Raw genomic sequence first — 17005 nt, forward strand, 5'->3', positions numbered from 1 at the left:
GTCACCTCATTGCTCCCTGTCCAGGATTCCGGACTGGGCGATGAGGTAGCCGAGCTGGGCGCGGCTGCCGCTGCCGAGGGCTGTGGCGAGTTTGGCGATGTGGGCGCGGCAGGTGCGGACGTTCATGCCGAGGCGGCGGGCGATGGCTTCGTCTACGTGGCCTTCGATGAGGAGCTTGGCGATGGAGTGCTGGATCTCGGTCAGACCGTCGGCGGCGGCTTCGTAGGGGGTGCCGGTGGTCATCGGGACAGCGCGGGTCCACATGAACTCGAAGACCTTGACCAGGTATCCGACGAGCCCGGGATGCCTGAGCTCCAGGGCGACCTGACGGTCGTCCCGCACGGGGATGAAGGCGACGGTCTCGTCACAGATGATCAGACGTTCGACGAGTTCATCGATGGTGCGGTACTCGACCTTGCCGTCCGCGAAATGGTCCACATAGGCGAGCCGGTCAGGGGTGTACCTCGCTGTGTGCTGGTAGAGGGTCCTGATACGGACCCCGCGTTCGATCAGCGGCCTGTCGCGCTCCAGGGCTTCCATGAGCCGGCTTTCGGGATGGCGGGCGCTGGGCTGGACCGTGAGCATCTCGTTCCGGCATTGGGCTGTGGCCAGATCCAGCGCGGCGTTGATCCGGTCCAGCCCTTCCAGGACCGTGATCGAGTGGGTCGGCGTGGTGTGCCGCGTACTCAGCTCCATGAACGGTTCGAACGCCTCGGCCAGCTCGATCGACGTGCGCCTTCGCGCGGTGATCTCGTGTTCCAGGGGAGTGAGCCGCTGAGCCAGAGCGATCGTGGGGGGAACGGGAAGCATCCAGTTCGCGTCGTCCGGATCGGGGTGCAGCAAGGCGAACTCCATCAGGCAAGGAGCCGCGTCCACCTTCGAACGGGCGATGCGTCCAGAGCTCAGGGCATCCGCATAAAGACGGCCGCCTTCTTCACACAGCTCCGTCAAGGCATGGGGATGTTTACCTTTAGTCCGATTCATCACCAAATCTCCACCCCCCAGGGTCCTGAACATGCAGGAACATGATGCACCGATCGTGTGGCCATGACGTGCCTGAATGAGCCATCGTCGTACTCGACGGGGGAAGAGGAGACCTTCAGAATGAGGACGAAGCCGACTATGAGCAAGAGAATGCTTCGCTCGGTGACTGTTGTGGCCCTCTCCGCTGTCGTTGCCTTTGGGGTGTCGGGTTTCTCCTCGGGGGCGAAGAGCGAGGGGCGGACCGATGGCGGCATTCGGTCATCGTCGACGGTTCTCGCAGCGGATAGCGGTGACACGACTGTCGCTTTCCCGAACGACAGCGTTTGGAGCTGACGGTGACCACCCCACCCGACGACCGCTCCTTCCGCCGCGAAATGGCCACCGCCTACCGCTCCGGCTGGCACTTCATCGATCTGGTCACCGCCATCCCCCACAACGGTGACTCGCTGATGGTGGCCGTGTTCGGTGAGCCGGTGGTGGTCACGCGGGACGAGGACGGGGACGTGCGGGCGTACCGGTGTCTGCGGCGGCCCCGTGGTGCGCCGCAGCCGGTGCAGTGTGCCATCCGGTACGGAATGATTTTTGTGAACCTTGATCGACGAGACCACAGGCTGACGGACGCGGAGCCCCCCACCTCGCGGACCGTTTCGGCCACCCCCCGCAGTGCCTGACGCGATTCCCCCGTCGTAAAAGATCGCTCAGGTGCTTCCCCCCGCAGCGGCGTCACCGTGACCTGAACACGGTGACGCCGCTGTGTTTTGCGGTGACATCTCACGCTTTGCGGCGGTCCCCCGGTTGGCCGGAAACCGCCCCTCGGGCCCCAGGTGTCACCCTCGCCCCATGGCCCGCGTCAGTGTGATCTCGATCACCACGCGCTCGGGGTTGGGTGACGGCGTCCTCCCGTACCGCTCGGCATAACGCCGCTCGGCGTCGGCCACCTGCTCCGGCTCGGTACGGACGACAGCGCGCCCTTCGAGCGTCGCCCACCGCGCCCGGTCGACCTGGCAGACGGCGACCAGGGCCCCCTCCTCCCCGGCGGCCAGCACGTTCCGCACCTTGCTGCTGGTCCGGCTGGCGATCACCCGCGCGAGCCGGTGCTCGGGGTCGTACGTAACTCCTACCGGTACGACGTGCGGGGTCCCGTCGGGGCGTGGTGTCGTGAGGGTGCACAGGTGGTATTCGCGCCAGAAGTCGACGTACGCGGCATCCGGCGCGTCCAGGTCTTGGGGGTATGCGGCCATGGCGTGAATCTAGCCGCTCGTGACCGCTTCCCCTCCCGGGCCAACCTTGAGTGGAATAGACTCAACTTTGTGGACGTTGCTCAAGTCAGCAACAGCCGCACTCGTAGTACCCGTAGTACTCCAGGACGCCAGGAGGAGACCCCGACCGTGGACGCAGAGCTGACCAACCGGAGCCGGGACGCGATCAACGCGGCGAGCAGTCGCGCCGTGTCCGAGGGGCACCCCGACCTCACCCCCGCCCACCTGCTCCTGGCTCTGCTCGCGGGCCAGGACAACGAGAACGTCATCGACCTGCTGGTCGCCGTCGAGGCCGACCAGGCCGCCGTACGCCAGGGAACGGAGCAGGTACTCGCCTCCCTCCCCAGGGTGACGGGGTCCACGGTGGCCCCGCCGCAGCCCAACCGTGAGCTGCTCGCCGTGATCGCGGACGCGCAGGCCCGCGCCGCCGACCTCGGGGACGACTACCTCTCCACCGAGCACCTCCTTATCGGCATCGCCGAGAAGGGGGGCCAGACGGGTGACGTGCTCGCACGGCAGGGCGCGACGCCGAAGAAGCTGCTGGAGGCGTTCCGCAAGGCGCGCGGCGGCCGGCGCGTCACCAACGCCGACCCGGAGGGCTCGTACAAGGCGCTGGAGAAGTTCGGCACGGACTTCACCGCCGCCGCCCGCGAGGGCAAGCTCGACCCGGTCATCGGCCGGGACCAGGAGATCCGCCGGGTCGTGCAGGTGCTGTCGCGGCGCACGAAGAACAACCCGGTCCTCATCGGTGAGCCCGGCGTCGGCAAGACGGCCGTCGTGGAGGGGCTCGCGCAGCGCATCGTGAAGGGCGACGTCCCGGAGTCCCTGAAGGACAAGCGGCTCGTCTCGCTCGACCTCGGCGCGATGGTCGCGGGCGCCAAGTACCGCGGCGAGTTCGAGGAGCGGCTGAAGACGGTGCTGGCCGAGATCAAGGACTCGGACGGGCAGGTCATCACGTTCATCGACGAGTTGCACACCGTCGTGGGCGCCGGTGCGGGCGGCGACTCCGCGATGGACGCGGGCAACATGCTCAAGCCGATGCTGGCGCGCGGCGAACTGCGCATGGTCGGCGCGACCACGCTCGACGAGTACCGCGAACGCATCGAGAAGGACCCGGCGTTGGAGCGCCGCTTCCAGCAAGTCCTCGTCGCCGAACCGTCGGTGGAGGACACGATCGCCATCCTCCGTGGCCTGAAGGGCCGTTACGAGGCGCACCACAAGGTGCAGATCGCCGACAGCGCGCTGGTCGCCGCCGCGACCCTCTCCGACCGGTACATCACCTCCCGCTTCCTGCCCGACAAGGCCATCGACCTCGTCGACGAGGCGGCCTCCCGGCTGCGCATGGAGATCGACTCCTCGCCCGTTGAGATCGACGAACTCCAGCGTGCCGTCGACCGGTTGAGGATGGAGGAGCTGGCGCTGGAGAAGGAGACCGACGCCGCCTCCCGGGACCGCCTGGACCGCCTGCGCCGTGACCTCGCCGACAAGGAGGAGGAGCTGCGCGGCCTCAACGCCCGCTGGGAGAAGGAGAAGCAGTCCCTCAACCGGGTCGGTGAACTCAAGGAGAAACTCGACGAGTTGAGGGGCCAGGCCGAACGTGCCCAGCGCGACGGCGACTTCGACACCGCGTCCAAGCTGCTCTACGGCGAGATCCCCACGCTGGAGCGGGACTTGGAGGAGGCGTCCGCCGCCGAGGAGGAGGTCTCCCGCGACACGATGGTCAAGGACGAGGTCGGCCCCGACGACATCGCGGACGTCGTCGGCTCCTGGACCGGCATCCCCGCAGGGCGGCTCCTGGAGGGCGAGACCCAGAAACTCCTGCGCATGGAGGAGGAGTTGGGCCGCCGCCTGATCGGCCAGACCGAGGCCGTCCAGGCCGTCTCCGACGCCGTACGCCGCTCCCGCGCCGGCATCGCCGACCCCGACCGGCCGACCGGGTCCTTCCTGTTCCTCGGCCCGACCGGCGTCGGCAAGACCGAACTCGCCAAGGCCCTCGCCGACTTCCTCTTCGACGACGAGCGGGCGATGGTCCGCATCGACATGTCGGAGTACGGCGAGAAGCACAGCGTGGCCCGGCTGGTCGGCGCGCCGCCCGGCTACGTCGGGTACGAGGAGGGCGGCCAGCTCACCGAGGCGGTGCGCCGGCGGCCGTACAGCGTCGTGCTGCTCGACGAGGTCGAGAAGGCGCACCCCGAGGTCTTCGACGTGCTCCTCCAGGTGCTGGACGACGGGCGCCTGACGGACGGTCAGGGCCGTACGGTCGACTTCCGGAACACGATCCTGGTGCTGACGTCCAACCTGGGCAGCCAGTTCCTCGTCGATCCGCTGACGACCGAGCACGAGAAGCGGGAGCAGGTCCTGGAGGTCGTACGGACGTCCTTCAAGCCGGAGTTCCTCAACCGGCTGGACGATCTCGTCGTCTTCTCGGCGCTCTCGCGGGACGAGCTGGCGCACATCGCGCGGCTCCAGATCGGCCGGCTCGCCCGGCGCCTCGCCGAGCGGCGGCTCACGCTGGACATCTCCGAAGCGGCGCTGGCCTGGCTCGCGACGGAGGGGAACGACCCGGCGTACGGCGCGCGTCCGCTGCGGCGGCTCGTCCAGACCGCGATCGGGGACCGGCTCGCCAAGGAGATCCTCTCCGGGGAGGTCAAGGACGGGGACACGGTCCGGGTGGACGTGTTCGGGGACGGGCTGATCGTGGGTCCGGCGACGGGGAAGACGCTGTAGGGCGCGGCGGGAGAGACGTAGTACCCGTCATACCTCCGAGGGTCCGGGCGGACCGGATACGACCGTCCTCCCGGGCCCTGGTCACCCTCGATGTTCAAGCCCCGGTCAGTTCCTGTCAGCCGACGGCTGACAGGGTCCTGCGGGGGTTGCCAGTCCCCGCCCCGCATGGGAGAGGATGGCGGCATCCGTACGAAGGGAAAAACACGGTGAGCATCGACCCGTCCTCGATTCCGAATTTCGGGGGCCAGCCCGAGCCGCAGTCCCAAGGACCGGCGGGCCCCGTCGTCCCTGACCAGGATCTCGTGAAACAGCTCCTCGACCAGATGGAGCTGAAGTACGTCGTCGACGACGAGGGTGACCTCGCGGCGCCGTGGGAGCAGTTCCGTACGTACTTCATGTTCCGCGGCGAGGGCGAGCAGCAGGTCTACTCGGTGCGGACCTTCTTCGACCGGCCCCACCAGATCGACGACAAGCCCCAGCTGCTCGAGTCGATCGACGACTGGAACCGCCGGACCCTGTGGCCCAAGGTCTACACGCACACCCACGACGACGGCTCGGTCCGCCTCATCGGCGAGACGCAGATGCTGATCGGCGCGGGCGTGAACATCGAGTTCTTCGTCTCCTCCACGGTCAGCTGGGTCCGCGCCGCGATCGAGTTCGACAAGTGGCTCGTGGAGCAGCTCGGTCTTGAGGACGAGGGCGAGGGCGTGGAGCTGGAGAAGCCGTCGGACGACGAGCAGTAGGGCGTTGCCCTGCCGGGGGTGGGCGTAGGTCCTGAGAGCTACCGGGTGAGTGGCTCCGTGGGTCTAGGTACCTACCTCCGGGGAGCCACGGGGCGCGTCTACAACGGCGTGTCCGCGAGCACCACCAGGTACGCCCCGTACGCGAACGAGAGCCCGGCCAGGGCCGCGACCACCACGGCCGCGTGCCACGGCCGGGCTCTCGTCGCCCGGGCCAGCGCCGCCGCGAGCGGCAGCAGCAGCGGGAACGCCGGCAGCAGGAACCTCGGCTTCGACTCGAAGAACCCCGACCCGCCGAGGGCGATCAGCAGCAGTACGCCGGTGTACACCAGCAGGGGCAGCGGCACGCGCTCGGCGAGCAGCAGGGCGTACAGCACGACCGCGGCACCGACGATCACGAGCGTCACCGGGAAGACGAACCGGTCCCCCTCCAGCAGCAGATGCCGCGCGAACCGCAGGGACCCTTCCCCGAAGTCGAAGCGCGACCCCCACAGGCGCTGCACGGCGAAGTAGCCCCCCAGGGGATCGCCCTTCCGGACGCCGACCCACAGGACGTACCCGATCCACCCGAGGGGCGCGAGCGCGATCCCCGTCCACAGCCTGTGGGAAACCCGCGCGCGCGAGCCCTCGGAACCCGGCCCGGAGCAGTGCCCTCCCGCCGCCCCCGCCATCCCCCGGCCCCACCCCCGCGCGCGTACCGCCTCACAGACCCCCGCCACCACCACAGCCGCCGCCACCGCGAACCCATTGGGCCGTGACACCCCCGCCGCAGCCGCCAGCGCGCCCGCCCACACCCACCGCCCCGTCAGCACGGCGTACAGCGCCCACGCGGCGAAGGCTGTCAGGACGGGCTCGGTGTAGGCCATCGACAGGACGACGGAGTGGGGGAGCAGGCCCCACAGGAGGACCGTCGCGGCGGCCACGGCGGGGCCGCGCAGGTGGCGGGTCACGGCGTAGATCCCGCACGCGGCGACCGCGGCGGCCGTCCAGGACACCAGGAGGCCCGCCGAGCCCGCGCCGAGGGGTGTCACGGCGGTCACCGCGCGGACCAGGGCGGGGTACAGCGGGAAGAACGCCAGGTCGCTGTGGACGACGTCCGGGCCGAACCGCAGCGTGCGGCCGTAGCCGTGCTCGGCGATGCCCAGGTACCACCGGGAGTCCCAGGAGTGCCCCAGGAGCCGCAGAGGCCGCTTGCCGGCCGCCCAGGCGACCCCTGCGAGCACTCCGGCCCCGGCGAGCCGCGCCAGGACGAACAGGCCGAGGGCGCCGAGCACGCCCCGGTGGCGCCGTACGGCGCGGCGGCGCGCGACGGCTGGTGGCGGCGGGGCGAGGGCGGTGGTGGCGTGAGTCACACTCGGCACCATGCAGGCCGATGCGCCCGCGCGCGAGCAGGACAGGGCCGGGCGGGGGGACTTTGACGGAGTGTCGGATCGGAGTGTCGCCGGTACGGCGCACCGGATCGCGGTCTGTGCGCCGCTCCGTAGGGACGCCGTTCCGGACATCGCCGTTCGCCGGGTGACGGAACTTGACCGAATCGCCGTCCCTATGAGGAAGGCGGTCTCACGACCCCTCTGCTTGATCGGATCATGACACTATCCTGGCCCGGCTGTGGGGGCTGGGACAGGGGAGGAAAGCAAGGATGAGTCGGCGTTCGACGCCCGGCACGCTGGGGGAGCTGCTGCGCGGGTACCGGTTCGCGGCCGGGCTCGGCCAGCGGGCGCTGGCCGAGCGGGCGGGGATCAGCGTCCGGACCCTGCGCTACCTGGAGCAGGGCCAGATCCGCAGGCCGCACGCCGACTCGATCCGGCAGCTGGTGGTGGCGCTGAACCTGTCGGATGCCGCCCGCACCCGGCTGCTGGAGGCCGGCGAAGCGCCACGGACGGCAGGGCTGCGCGTGACGGTCCTCGGCCCGCTGGCGCTGCACCGTGACGGCAGCCCCGTCGAGCTTCCGTCGGCGCTGCGGCGCAGCCTGCTCGGCCTGCTCGCCGTGCAACCGGGCGTGGTGGTCGGTACCGACGAGATCGTCGACGTGTTGTGGGGCGAGCAGCCGCCACGTACCTGTCGGCAGCTGGTGCAGACCTACGTCAGACACCTGCGTGATCTGACCGGCCCCGGCCGCCCGGGGCCCGACGAGGGGCGCGTGCTGCGGGCCACCAAAGGCGGGTACCGGGCCGACCTGTCGGCCGAGGAGTCCGACGTGGTCGCCTTCGACGAGTTGCTCGGCCGGGCCCGGCGTGCCGAGACGGACGGCGACGGCGCCGCCGCGCTGGAGGCGTACGGCCGAGCGCTGCGCTGCTGGCGAGGACCGGTGCTGGCCGATGGCGGCGAGCGGATCCGGGCGCATCCCGCGGCGGTCGCGATCGGTTCTCGTCGGGTCGCGGCGGCGGTGGCCCGGGCGGACCTGGCGCTCGCGCTCGGCAGCGCGGAGGACGTGGTCGCCGACCTGCGCGAGCTCAGTACGCGCGAGCCGCTGCACGAGGAACTCGCCGGCCGGCTGATGCTGGCCCTGGCCGCGTGCGGGCAGCAGGCGGCGGCGCTCGACGTCTTCACCCGGATCAGCGGGCGACTCGACGCCGACCTGGGTCTTCAGCCCTCCACGGCACTGCGCGCCACGCATCTGCGAGTGCTTCGCGGAGACGTCCCCGAGATCTCCAGAAACTCCGAGACCCCCAGGACCTCCCTGACGCCACCCGCCTTGTCCGCCTTACCGGCTTTACCCGGCTTCTCCGCGCGGGCGTTACCCCACGCCGCCGACAGACCGGTTCCGGCGCAGCTTCCGGGGCCGACGCCGGGCTTCACCGGCCGGACCGATCAGCTGCGGCAGCTGGACGCCCTGCTTCCCGGCCCGGCGACGGGGGACGGCCGTCACCGGCCGCAGGGGATGGTGCTCGCGGCGATCACCGGTACCGGTGGGGTGGGCAAGACCGCCCTGGCGGTGCACTGGGCCCACCGGGTGCGCGACCACTTCCCGGACGGCGAACTGTTCGTGGACCTGCGGGGCCACTCGGCGCAGGCTCCGGTGCGTCCGGTCGAGGCGCTGGCCCGGTTCCTGCTGGCCCTGGGCGTGGCGGCGGAGCGGATTCCCGGGACGCCCGAGGCCGCCGCCGACCTGTACCGCACCCTGTCGGCCGGACGGCGGATGCTCGTCGTGCTGGACAACGCCGTGGACCCGGAGCAGGTCCGGCCGCTGCTGCCCGGCGGGCCGGGCTGCGTGGCGCTGGTCACCAGCCGGGACCGGCTGGCCGGGCTGGCGGCCCGTGACGGCGCCCGCCGGATCGGGGTGGACATGCTCACGCCCGAGGAATCCAGGCTGCTGCTGCGCCGTACGGTCGGCGAGAGCCGCGTCGACGCGGACCTGCGGGCGGCGGCGGACCTCGCCGACGCCTGCGGCCACCTTCCGCTGGCCCTGCGGATCTCCGCCGCCAACATCGACCACACCCCCTGGCGTACCCTGCGCGACCAGGCCGACGAACTGCGCGAGGGCGACCGGCTGACCGCCCTGTCCGTCATCGGCGACCGGACCACGGCCGTACGGACCGCCTTCAGCCTCTCCTACCACGCCCTCGACGCACCGGTCCGGCGGATGTTCCGCCTGCTGGCCCTGTTGCCCGGACCGGAAACCGGCCTCCAGGCCGCCGCCGTCGTCACGGGCACCACCACCGAGGACGCCGCCCGGCTGGTGGAGCGGCTCACCGCCGCCCACCTGCTGCGCGAGCACCGGCCCGGACGCTACCGCTGCCACGACCTCGTCGCGCTGTACGCCGCCGAACGCCTGCGCCTGGAGGAGACCGAAACCTCCCGCCGGTCCGCCTCCGACGCCCTCTACGACTGGCTGCTGGCCGCGGTGGACCGCTGCGCGCTGCTGCTCTACCCCGGGATGAGGCAGCGCCTGCCCGGCGTCGACGACGCTTCCCGGAGCGCCGTGGCGCCGCCGGAGATCACCGACGCCGGGGCGGCGATGCGCTGGCTGGACGCCGAACTGCCCAACCTGGCGGCGGCCGTCCACCAGGCCGCGGCCGAGGGCCATCGGGCGGCCTGGCTGCTCGCCGGCGCCCTGCGCGGCTACGCCTGGATCCGCAAGCACACCGTGGACTGGGCGGCCCTCGGCCAGGCCGCCCTGGCCGCCGCCCGCGCCGCCGGAGAGCCTCTCGCCGAGGCCGCCATGCACCACGTACTCGGCCACGCGCACGTGCGGCAGGGCCGCGTCGCCACCGCGATCACCGACTTCGAGCAGTTGCTCACCCTCGCCGAGGCCGCCGACTGGCCGGAGGGAGCCGCCATCGCGCACACCAACCTCAGCATGGTCACCCGGCTCAGCGGCCGGCTGCGGCGCAGCGCGGAGCACCTGGAGCGGGCCATGGACCTCGACCGGCGGGGCGGCCTGCCGGACGGGCACCCCGTCGTCCTCGGCAACCTCGCCCACGTACGGCGTGACCTGGGCCGCCTGGCCGAGTCGCTCGACTGCCTCGTGCGGGCGGAGAGCCTTCCGCCGGACCTGGACAACCAGCACAACCGGATCCGCAGGCAGGCCGACCTCGGCCGTACCCGGCACCTGCTCGGCGACACGGCGCAGGCGGCACACCACCTCCGGACGGCTCTGGCGATGGCCCGGGAGTGCGGCGACCTGGGAGGCGAGGCGTACGTGCTGCGGCTGACCGCGTCCGCCGACAGGGACGCGGGCGACCTCGGCCGCGCCCTGGAACGGGCACGGACCGCCACCGCTCTCAGCGACCAGGACGTCGACGACTACTTCCGGGCCGCCGCCCGTCTCACCCTCGGCAGTGTGCTGCTCGCCCTCGGGCGCGGCGGTGAGGCCTCCGACGTCTGGCGGGAGGCGCTGAAGCTGGCCCGTGAGCGCGGCGCGCACGATCTGGAGGCACGCTCCCTGATCGCGCTGGCGGCCGTCCGGCGTCCCCTGGACCGCGAACAGGCGGCGACGGCGCTGGATATCGCCCGCCGTACGGAGTACGTCCTGGTGGAGGGCGAGGCGCTGACCGTCCTGGCCCGAGGCGGCCTGGAACACGGCGAGCCCGCCACCGCCGCCGGTCACGCCCGCCGGGCCCTGGCCCTGCACCGCGACTCCGGCCACCGCAGGGGCCAGGCACAGGCGCTGGACCTGCTCGGCCGGGCCGTGGACGCGACGGGCGAGGAGGACCCCGCGCCGTACTGGCGAGAGGCCCTGGCGGTCTTCGACGCGATCGGGGACCGGCGTGCCGCGGTGCTCCGGCAGCGGCTCGTCATGACGGACGTATGACCGCGTGCCGTCCGGACCCCGCAGGGGGGCCCGGACGGCGTAGGTCAGCTCGTGACCTTCTTCCAGGTCAGTTCCCGCTGGTCGCCGTGGCGCCAGCCGCGGGTGTGGACCGCGTCGGTGCGGGGCTTGTCGCGCTCGTTGATGTAGGGGGACCTGGCGTCGACGTTCTGCCCGCTGTCGTAGTACGACTGGAGCGCCGAGGCCCCCCAGCCCTCCTGTCCTCCCCAGGACCAGAGTTCGTCGTGAGCGTTGGCGCCGCTGCTCCCCTCGGGCTCCATCCACACGTTGTTCTCGTTGCCGCCGTGGTAGGCCATCACCTCGTCCTTGCCCATGTTGTACAGCGTGAACTGCCCGTCGGTGCCGAACTGCTTCCACCGGCAGTAGGAGTTGCCGGCGGCGGCACTCCTGGCCACCATCCAGAGCGCCTGGTTGTCGGGCGAGGCGCACAGCACGGCGTCCTCGAACCTGCCGTTCTGGAGCATCACCCCCGCGGCGGTGGGGGCGGCCGAGGCCGACGTGGCCGGTACGGCGGTGACGCAGAGCGCGGCGAGGCCGGCCGCTGCGGCGAGGCGGGTCCCGAGGCGGGCCCGGCTCTGGGGAACCCGTGTGGCTGAAGCCATGTGAAGAAACTCCCTACCTGTGTTCCAGGACATTCCGGGACCGAGGGCCCGGAGTGGACATGCCAAAGGTAGGGATGGGGTGCGTGTACCGCGGCGCACGCGTGACGCAGCGGAAAACCCCTGCTGGCGGCGGTGATGCGGCAAGAACCGGCAATACGTGGGGATCGCGGAGGACGAGCGCCTCGGCGACCGCGTACTGGAAGGGGCCGGAGGCGACGTACGTGAGGTGTAGTGCCCGACCCCCGAGTCCCGTCAGCTTTCGTAGTGGTAGCGGCACTGTGCGATCAGGACGCCGTCCTCGGTGGCCTTGTAGATCAGCCGGTGCTCGTCGTTGATGCGGCGCGACCAGTAGCCCTGGAATCCGTGCTTGAGCGGTTCCGGTTTGCCGATGCCCTCGTTGCCGTTCCGGGTGATGTCCGCGACGAGCGTGTTGACGCGCTTGAGGGTCTTCCGGTCCTGAAGCCGCCACCACAGGTAGTCCTCCCAGGCGCGGGAGGAGAAGGTGATCTTCAACTCGCGGGCCTTACCCGTCGGTCGCCAGCTCGCGCACGGTGCCGCCGCCGTTCTCCAGCTCGTCGATGGACGCGAGCAGGCGCCGGGCGTTGGCCGGACTGCGCAGCAGGTACGCCGTCTCCTTCAGGGACTCGTAGTCCTCAAGGGAGACGATGACGACCGGCTCATGTCCGGCCCGGGTGATGACGACCTCTTCGCGGTCGTCGGTGACGGAGTTGAGCACCTCGGCGTACCGCGCGCGCGACTCGGAATACGTCATGGTCTTCACGACCGACCTGCCTTCCACGTACAGAATGTTGTACGTCCACTCCTGTCGGTGCGGCAAGCGCCGACCAGTCCCGCAGGGCGACGGTCAGCCCGCGAGCTTCTTCAGCCGCTCCGCCGCCTCCTCCAGGACCGAGGTCCGCTTGCAGAACGCGAACCGTACGAAGGGGGCGCCCTGGTCGCGGTGGTCGTAGAAGACCGCGTTGGGGATCGCGACGACACCCGCGCGCTCGGGCAGCGCACGGCAGAAGGCGAAGCCGTCGCTCTCGCCGAGGGGGCGGATGTCGGTGGTGATGAAGTACGTGCCGGCCGGGCTGAACACCCCGAAGCCGGCCTCCTTGAGCCCCGCCGACAGCAGGTCCCGCTTCGCGCGCATGTCCGCGCGGAAGGACGTGAAGTACGACTCCGGGAGGGCGAGCGCCTCGGCGACCGCGTACTGGAAGGGTCCGGAGGCGACGTACGTGAGGAACTGCTTCGCCGAGCGGACGGCGGTCGTCAGCCCCGGGGACGCCGTCACCCAGCCGACCTTCCAGCCGGTGAACGAGAACGTCTTGCCGGCCGACCCGATGGTCACCGTCCGCTCGCGCATGCCCGGGAGGGAGGCCAGCGGGATGTGCTCGGCGTCGTCGTACACGAGGTGCTCGTAGACCTCGTCCGTGACGACGAGCAGGTCCCGTTCGACCGCCAGCTCGGCGATCGCGGTGAGCTCCGCGCGCGTGAGGACCGTTCCGGTCGGATTGTGCGGCGTGTTGATCAGAAGCAGTCGCGTCGAGTCGGTGACCGCGTCGCGCAGCTCGTCCAGGTCGAGGCGGAAGCGGGCCGCCTCGGGGTCGGGGCGCAGGGTCACGGGGACCCGGCGGGCGCCCGCCATGGCGATGCAGGCGGCGTACGAGTCGTAGTAGGGCTCCAGGGCCACCACCTCGTCCCCGGGCTCCAGGAGGGCCAGCAGGGTGGCCGCGAGGGCCTCCGTGGCGCCGGCCGTCACCAGGACCTCGGTGTCGGGGTCGTACGACAGGCCGTACCGCGCGCGCTGGTGCGCGACGATCGCCGTACGCAGCTCCGGCACGCCCGGGCCCGGCGGGTACTGGTTGCCGCGCCCGTCGCGCAGCGCGCGCACCGCCGCCTCGCGGATCTCCTCGGGGCCGTCCGTGTCGGGGAAGCCCTGGCCGAGGTTGATGGCGCCCGTGCGCACCGCGAGGGCCGACATCTCGGCGAAGATCGTCGTCCCGAACTCGGCGAGACGGCGGTTGAGGAAGGGGCGTGCGCTGCTGGTCATGCCCGCCATCCTGCGCTCAAGCTCTGGACTTCCTCAAGTGTGCTTTGGCTGCTGAGACGGCGGGGCATCCCCAGGTCACGCACCGCTCGTACGGTGCGCGAGGCGCCCGAGGGGGGCCGCTTCGGGGGACTTGTGAGAAGCGGAAGGAGGGTGATCGTCATGCCCATGGCAATCGGAATCATCCTGCTCGTCCTGTTCCTGGCTCTGATCACGGCGGCGCTGATCGGCAGCCGGCGCCGGGAGCGGGCCGAGAGGCGGGCGCGCGCCGCGCGGCGGCGGTCGTACAGCGGGAGCGGCAGCGGCAGCGGCAGCGCGAACAGCGACAGCATGAACAGCTCCTACACGGGCGGCGGCTGGTGGATCTTCGGGGGTGACTCGGGGGGTGGCTCGGGGGGCGACTCGGGGGGTGGCTCCGGAGGGGGGCACGGGGGGCACGGGGGTCACTCCTGCGGGGGAGGCCACTCCTGCGGCGGGGGTAGCTCCTGCGGGGGAGGCGGCGGCGGTTGCGGCGGAGGCAGCTGACACGGGGCAGCTGAGCTTCGTCCGGGCCGGGGGGCCTCGGAGGTACCCGGGTACCTCCGAAGTAGGGGGACGGGGGTGCGGGGCTTCCCGTGAGGGAGCGCCGACGGGGTCCGAGGGGAATACCGCAGAGGGACGCCCGCCGCGCGGCGACACGCGGCGGGCGTTCTCGTATGTGACATACGCCTCGCGTACGCCAGGGCCGCCCGGCGTACGCCGTAGTTGAACAGTTGAGCTGTGGAGCCCTCTGAGGGATGGAAACCGCACGAAGTTGGGTAAAAACGCTGTGGTGGGACCGCGGTCCATGATTCCCTCTAAAATACCAACGCAGCCCCTCGGACCCCTCGGACGTCCTGCGCGGACGTCCTCTCACACCGGGCCGACCGGGGCCGGACCCCGGAGTCGACCGGGGCGCGCCGGACCTACCCGCTTCTTCCTCGCGTGCTTGCGGAGCCGATCCATGCTCACGACCCTGACCACCTCCTACACCGACACGCGCGCGGCCGACCTCGCCTGGGCCCTGGGGCGCGAGCCGCTGCCGGCCCTGGCCACGCTCGACCTCGAACTGTCCGGTGCCAAACTCCAGTTGAGGCTCCTCGGCGCCTCCCACCAGGTGCTGCTGGAGGAGGCGGAGACCTCCTGCTCGGAGACGGTCGCCTGTATCCCCGGCAGCAGCACCCCGCTCCCGCTCGGCGTGGCCAAACGCGTCGGCGACTGGGAGTACGAGTTCGCGGCCCACGTGGAGGTCCTCTCCCCGGGCCAGTTCGCGGGCCGCGCGCAGGAACTGCTCGCACTCGTCTCCGACCACCCCCACGGCCTCGCGGGCGTCTTCCCCGGCAGCCCGCACGCCTTCACCGCGCTGCTCGCCCACAGAGTCGACGGGTACGTGCACTGGCGGACCTGGCACGCGTACCCCCAGGACGGGCAGCTGGTGGCGACCCGGACCCGGGTCGGGGTGCGGGTACCCGTGGGGTAGTCCCCGCGTACCCCTCACGGGGGCCGGACCGCCGTGTCCCCCGAAAGGGGTAGTACCCCCGTACCCCCGCACCCTCCCGGCTGCTTCCCTCACACGGGTGGAGCAGCCCGTCAGGACCCCCTCCCGGCCTACCCGGGTAAACCCAAGGGACCACTCCGGCCTCCGGTTTCACGCGTGTGGGTGACATGGCGTACTGAGGCCGTGACGTAACGTCGCAGTCGTGATCGAACCGCACGCGCCCGCTCCCCCCGGTGCCCCGCCTCCGTGGGGAGGCCGGGCCCCGCTGCCCGTCCGGCCGGCGACGGGGCGGTTCCTGGTCCTGGCCTGTGTGTTCGTGTGCGCCGCGTGCGGGCTGGTCTACGAACTCGAACTCGTCGCGCTCGCCTCGTACTTGATGGGCGACTCGGTCACCCAGGCGTCCGTCGTGCTGTCCGTCATGGTGTTCGCCATGGGCATCGGTTCGCTCGCCGCCAAGCGCCTGCGCACGCTGGCCGCCGCCGGGTTCTGCGCGGTCGAGGCGGTGCTCGCGCTGATCGGCGGGTGCAGCGCGATGGCCCTGTACGCGGTGTTCGCCTGGACCGGTGACTGGGGCGGCATGTGGGCGAACGGCCCGCGCGTGCTGCTCGTCGCGTTCTCCCTCGCCATCGGTCTGCTGATCGGCGCCGAGGTCCCCCTCCTGATGGAGCTGATCCAGCGCATCCGCCGCCAGGACGCGGGCGGCGCGGTCGCCGACCTGTTCGCCGCGGACTACGTCGGCGCGCTCGTCGGCGGCCTCGCCTTCCCCTTCCTCCTCCTGCCGTTCCTGGGCCAGCTGACGAGTTCGCTGCTCACCGGCGCGGTCAACGTCGTCGCGGGCAGTGCGCTGATCCTCGGCCTCTTCCGGCGCGACCTGACCCGCCGGGCGCGCTGGCTGCTGCTGGTGGCCAACGTGACCGTCCTCGGCGTCCTGGCCGCGGCGGCCGTACTCGTCGACGACTTCGAGCGCGCGGCCCGCGAGGCGGTGTACGGGGACGACGTGCGCGTAGCTCTCCAGACCGATGTGCAGGAGGTGGTCCTCACGGGGGGTACGCCGGGTCATCCTCTGGGGCTGTACCTCGACGGCCGGCTGCGTGTCGAGGGGCGGGACGAGCGGAAGTACCACGAGGCGCTCGTCCATCCCGCGATGTACGGGTCTCATGCCCGCGTCCTGGTCCTCGGGGGCGGGGACGGGCTCGCCGCGCGCGAGGTCCTCGCCCATCCCGGCGTACGGCGGGTGGACATCGTCGATCTCGACGCCGGGCTCGTCCGCCTCGCCCGTACCGACCCGGCGCTCTCCCGGCTCGGCGGGCACGCGCTGGGCGACCCCCGGGTGCACGTCACCATCGGGGACGCGTTCCACGTGCTGCGCACGACGGTGCCGGGTACGTACGACGTCGTCGTCGCCGACCTGCCCGATCCGGGGATCACCGCCAGCACCAAGCTGTACTCGGAGGAGTTCTACGGCCTCGCGCGCCGCTCGCTCGCACCCGGGGGGCGTCTCGTCGTCCACGCCGGGCCGCCGGCCAGCCGGTCCCAGGTGTTCTGGACGGTCGACGCGACCATGCGGGCGGCGGGGCTGCACACCACCCCCTACCGGGTGACCGGCCGCGACTCCGGGTTCGCGGCGGGGCCCGACCGGACGACCGCGCGGTCCCGGGCGCCGAAGGACTGGGGGTTCCTGCTGGCCTCGGCGGGGCCCCGGCCGCCGGTCCTCGCGCTCGACCCCCGGGCGCCGCGACCGCAGACGCTCACGCCGGAGGGGCTGGCGGAGGGGGCGCGGGTGGCCGAGGCTACGCGGGTGACGGGGGTGCGGGTATCTACGCTGGTCCATCCCAGGTATTAGGGGGAGGGGGTA

At 71.6% G+C, this 17005-nt stretch carries 14 protein-coding genes; 7 read left to right on the forward strand and 7 right to left on the reverse strand.

Features of this window, described 5'->3' with window-relative positions; translation table 11 throughout:
- Window positions 1–6 precede the first annotated feature (6 nt).
- On the reverse strand, window positions 7–984 hold the full coding sequence (locus tag ACQCO7_RS23305; protein ID WP_464077273.1) for a helix-turn-helix transcriptional regulator: 978 nt from the start codon (window positions 982–984) through the stop codon (window positions 7–9).
- Between the two features lie 335 nt (window positions 985–1319).
- On the opposite strand from ACQCO7_RS23305, the gene ACQCO7_RS23310 reads away from it, so the two are divergent.
- A complete protein-coding gene (locus ACQCO7_RS23310; protein WP_409115386.1) occupies window positions 1320–1655 on the forward strand; it encodes a hypothetical protein in 336 nt (111 codons plus the stop codon).
- A gap of 156 nt (window positions 1656–1811) precedes the next feature.
- On the opposite strand, the gene ACQCO7_RS23315 is transcribed toward ACQCO7_RS23310, so the two are convergent.
- Window positions 1812–2225, reverse strand: a complete 414-nt coding sequence (locus ACQCO7_RS23315) for a pyridoxamine 5'-phosphate oxidase family protein (protein ID WP_050371420.1) — start codon at window positions 2223–2225, stop codon at window positions 1812–1814.
- A 147-nt stretch (window positions 2226–2372) separates the two neighbouring features.
- On the opposite strand from ACQCO7_RS23315, the gene clpB reads away from it, so the two are divergent.
- Window positions 2373–4970: an ATP-dependent chaperone ClpB gene (gene clpB, locus ACQCO7_RS23320; RefSeq protein WP_464073668.1), complete on the forward strand. Its 2598-nt coding sequence runs from the start codon at window positions 2373–2375 to the stop codon at window positions 4968–4970.
- 206 nt (window positions 4971–5176) lie between these two features.
- Complete coding sequence (locus ACQCO7_RS23325; protein ID WP_464073669.1) at window positions 5177–5713, forward strand: YbjN domain-containing protein; 537 nt, start codon at window positions 5177–5179, stop codon at window positions 5711–5713.
- A 98-nt stretch (window positions 5714–5811) separates the two neighbouring features.
- Here the strand turns inward: ACQCO7_RS23325 and ACQCO7_RS23330 are convergent, their stop codons facing one another.
- Entirely contained in the window at window positions 5812–7062 is a 1251-nt protein-coding gene (locus ACQCO7_RS23330; protein WP_464073670.1) for a hypothetical protein, read from the reverse strand.
- A gap of 287 nt (window positions 7063–7349) precedes the next feature.
- Between ACQCO7_RS23330 and ACQCO7_RS23335 the strand changes: the two genes are divergently transcribed.
- The gene (locus ACQCO7_RS23335; protein WP_464073671.1) at window positions 7350–10964 is read left to right on the forward strand and encodes a BTAD domain-containing putative transcriptional regulator; all 3615 of its coding nucleotides are present in this window, start codon (window positions 7350–7352) and stop codon (window positions 10962–10964) included.
- 44 nt (window positions 10965–11008) lie between these two features.
- Here the strand turns inward: ACQCO7_RS23335 and ACQCO7_RS23340 are convergent, their stop codons facing one another.
- From ACQCO7_RS23340 to ACQCO7_RS23355, 4 genes are all read right to left on the reverse strand, one after another.
- Complete coding sequence (locus ACQCO7_RS23340; protein ID WP_464073672.1) at window positions 11009–11584, reverse strand: hypothetical protein; 576 nt, start codon at window positions 11582–11584, stop codon at window positions 11009–11011.
- Between the two features lie 252 nt (window positions 11585–11836).
- The gene (locus ACQCO7_RS23345; protein ID WP_464073673.1) at window positions 11837–12097 is read right to left on the reverse strand and encodes a Txe/YoeB family addiction module toxin; all 261 of its coding nucleotides are present in this window, start codon (window positions 12095–12097) and stop codon (window positions 11837–11839) included.
- A 10-nt stretch (window positions 12098–12107) separates the two neighbouring features.
- Complete coding sequence (locus tag ACQCO7_RS23350; protein ID WP_189263334.1) at window positions 12108–12365, reverse strand: type II toxin-antitoxin system Phd/YefM family antitoxin; 258 nt, start codon at window positions 12363–12365, stop codon at window positions 12108–12110.
- Between the two features lie 84 nt (window positions 12366–12449).
- Window positions 12450–13646 (reverse strand): pyridoxal phosphate-dependent aminotransferase, encoded by a 1197-nt coding sequence (locus tag ACQCO7_RS23355; protein ID WP_464073674.1) that lies wholly within the window; start codon window positions 13644–13646, stop codon window positions 12450–12452.
- Window positions 13647–13802: 156 nt separating this feature from the next.
- On the opposite strand from ACQCO7_RS23355, the gene ACQCO7_RS23360 reads away from it, so the two are divergent.
- The 3 genes from ACQCO7_RS23360 to ACQCO7_RS23370 all read left to right on the forward strand — a co-directional run bounded on the left by ACQCO7_RS23360 (window position 13803) and on the right by ACQCO7_RS23370 (window position 16993).
- Complete coding sequence (locus ACQCO7_RS23360) at window positions 13803–14159, forward strand: hypothetical protein (RefSeq protein ID WP_464073675.1); 357 nt, start codon at window positions 13803–13805, stop codon at window positions 14157–14159.
- Between the two features lie 457 nt (window positions 14160–14616).
- Window positions 14617–15132, forward strand: coding sequence for a DUF2617 family protein (locus tag ACQCO7_RS23365; RefSeq protein WP_050371427.1), 516 nt, complete (start codon window positions 14617–14619; stop codon window positions 15130–15132).
- Window positions 15133–15352: 220 nt separating this feature from the next.
- Window positions 15353–16993, forward strand: a complete 1641-nt coding sequence (locus ACQCO7_RS23370; protein ID WP_464073676.1) for a polyamine aminopropyltransferase — start codon at window positions 15353–15355, stop codon at window positions 16991–16993.
- Window positions 16994–17005 lie beyond the last annotated feature (12 nt).

Source organism: Streptomyces saintjeani (assembly GCF_055409605.1).

Excerpts from the sequence above, each read along its gene's own strand:
- ACQCO7_RS23305 (WP_464077273.1), bottom strand. The coding sequence starts at position 984 with ATGAATCGGACTAAAGGTAAACATCCCCATGCCTTGACGGAGCTGTGT.
- ACQCO7_RS23315 (WP_050371420.1), bottom strand. The coding sequence starts at position 2,225 with ATGGCCGCATACCCCCAAGACCTGGACGCGCCGGATGCCGCGTACGTC.
- ACQCO7_RS23335 (WP_464073671.1), top strand. The coding sequence starts at position 7,350 with ATGAGTCGGCGTTCGACGCCCGGCACGCTGGGGGAGCTGCTGCGCGGG.
- ACQCO7_RS23340 (WP_464073672.1), bottom strand. The coding sequence starts at position 11,584 with ATGGCTTCAGCCACACGGGTTCCCCAGAGCCGGGCCCGCCTCGGGACC.
- ACQCO7_RS23355 (WP_464073674.1), bottom strand. The coding sequence starts at position 13,646 with ATGGCGGGCATGACCAGCAGCGCACGCCCCTTCCTCAACCGCCGTCTC.
- ACQCO7_RS23360 (WP_464073675.1), top strand. The coding sequence starts at position 13,803 with ATGGCAATCGGAATCATCCTGCTCGTCCTGTTCCTGGCTCTGATCACG.
- ACQCO7_RS23365 (WP_050371427.1), top strand. The coding sequence starts at position 14,617 with ATGCTCACGACCCTGACCACCTCCTACACCGACACGCGCGCGGCCGAC.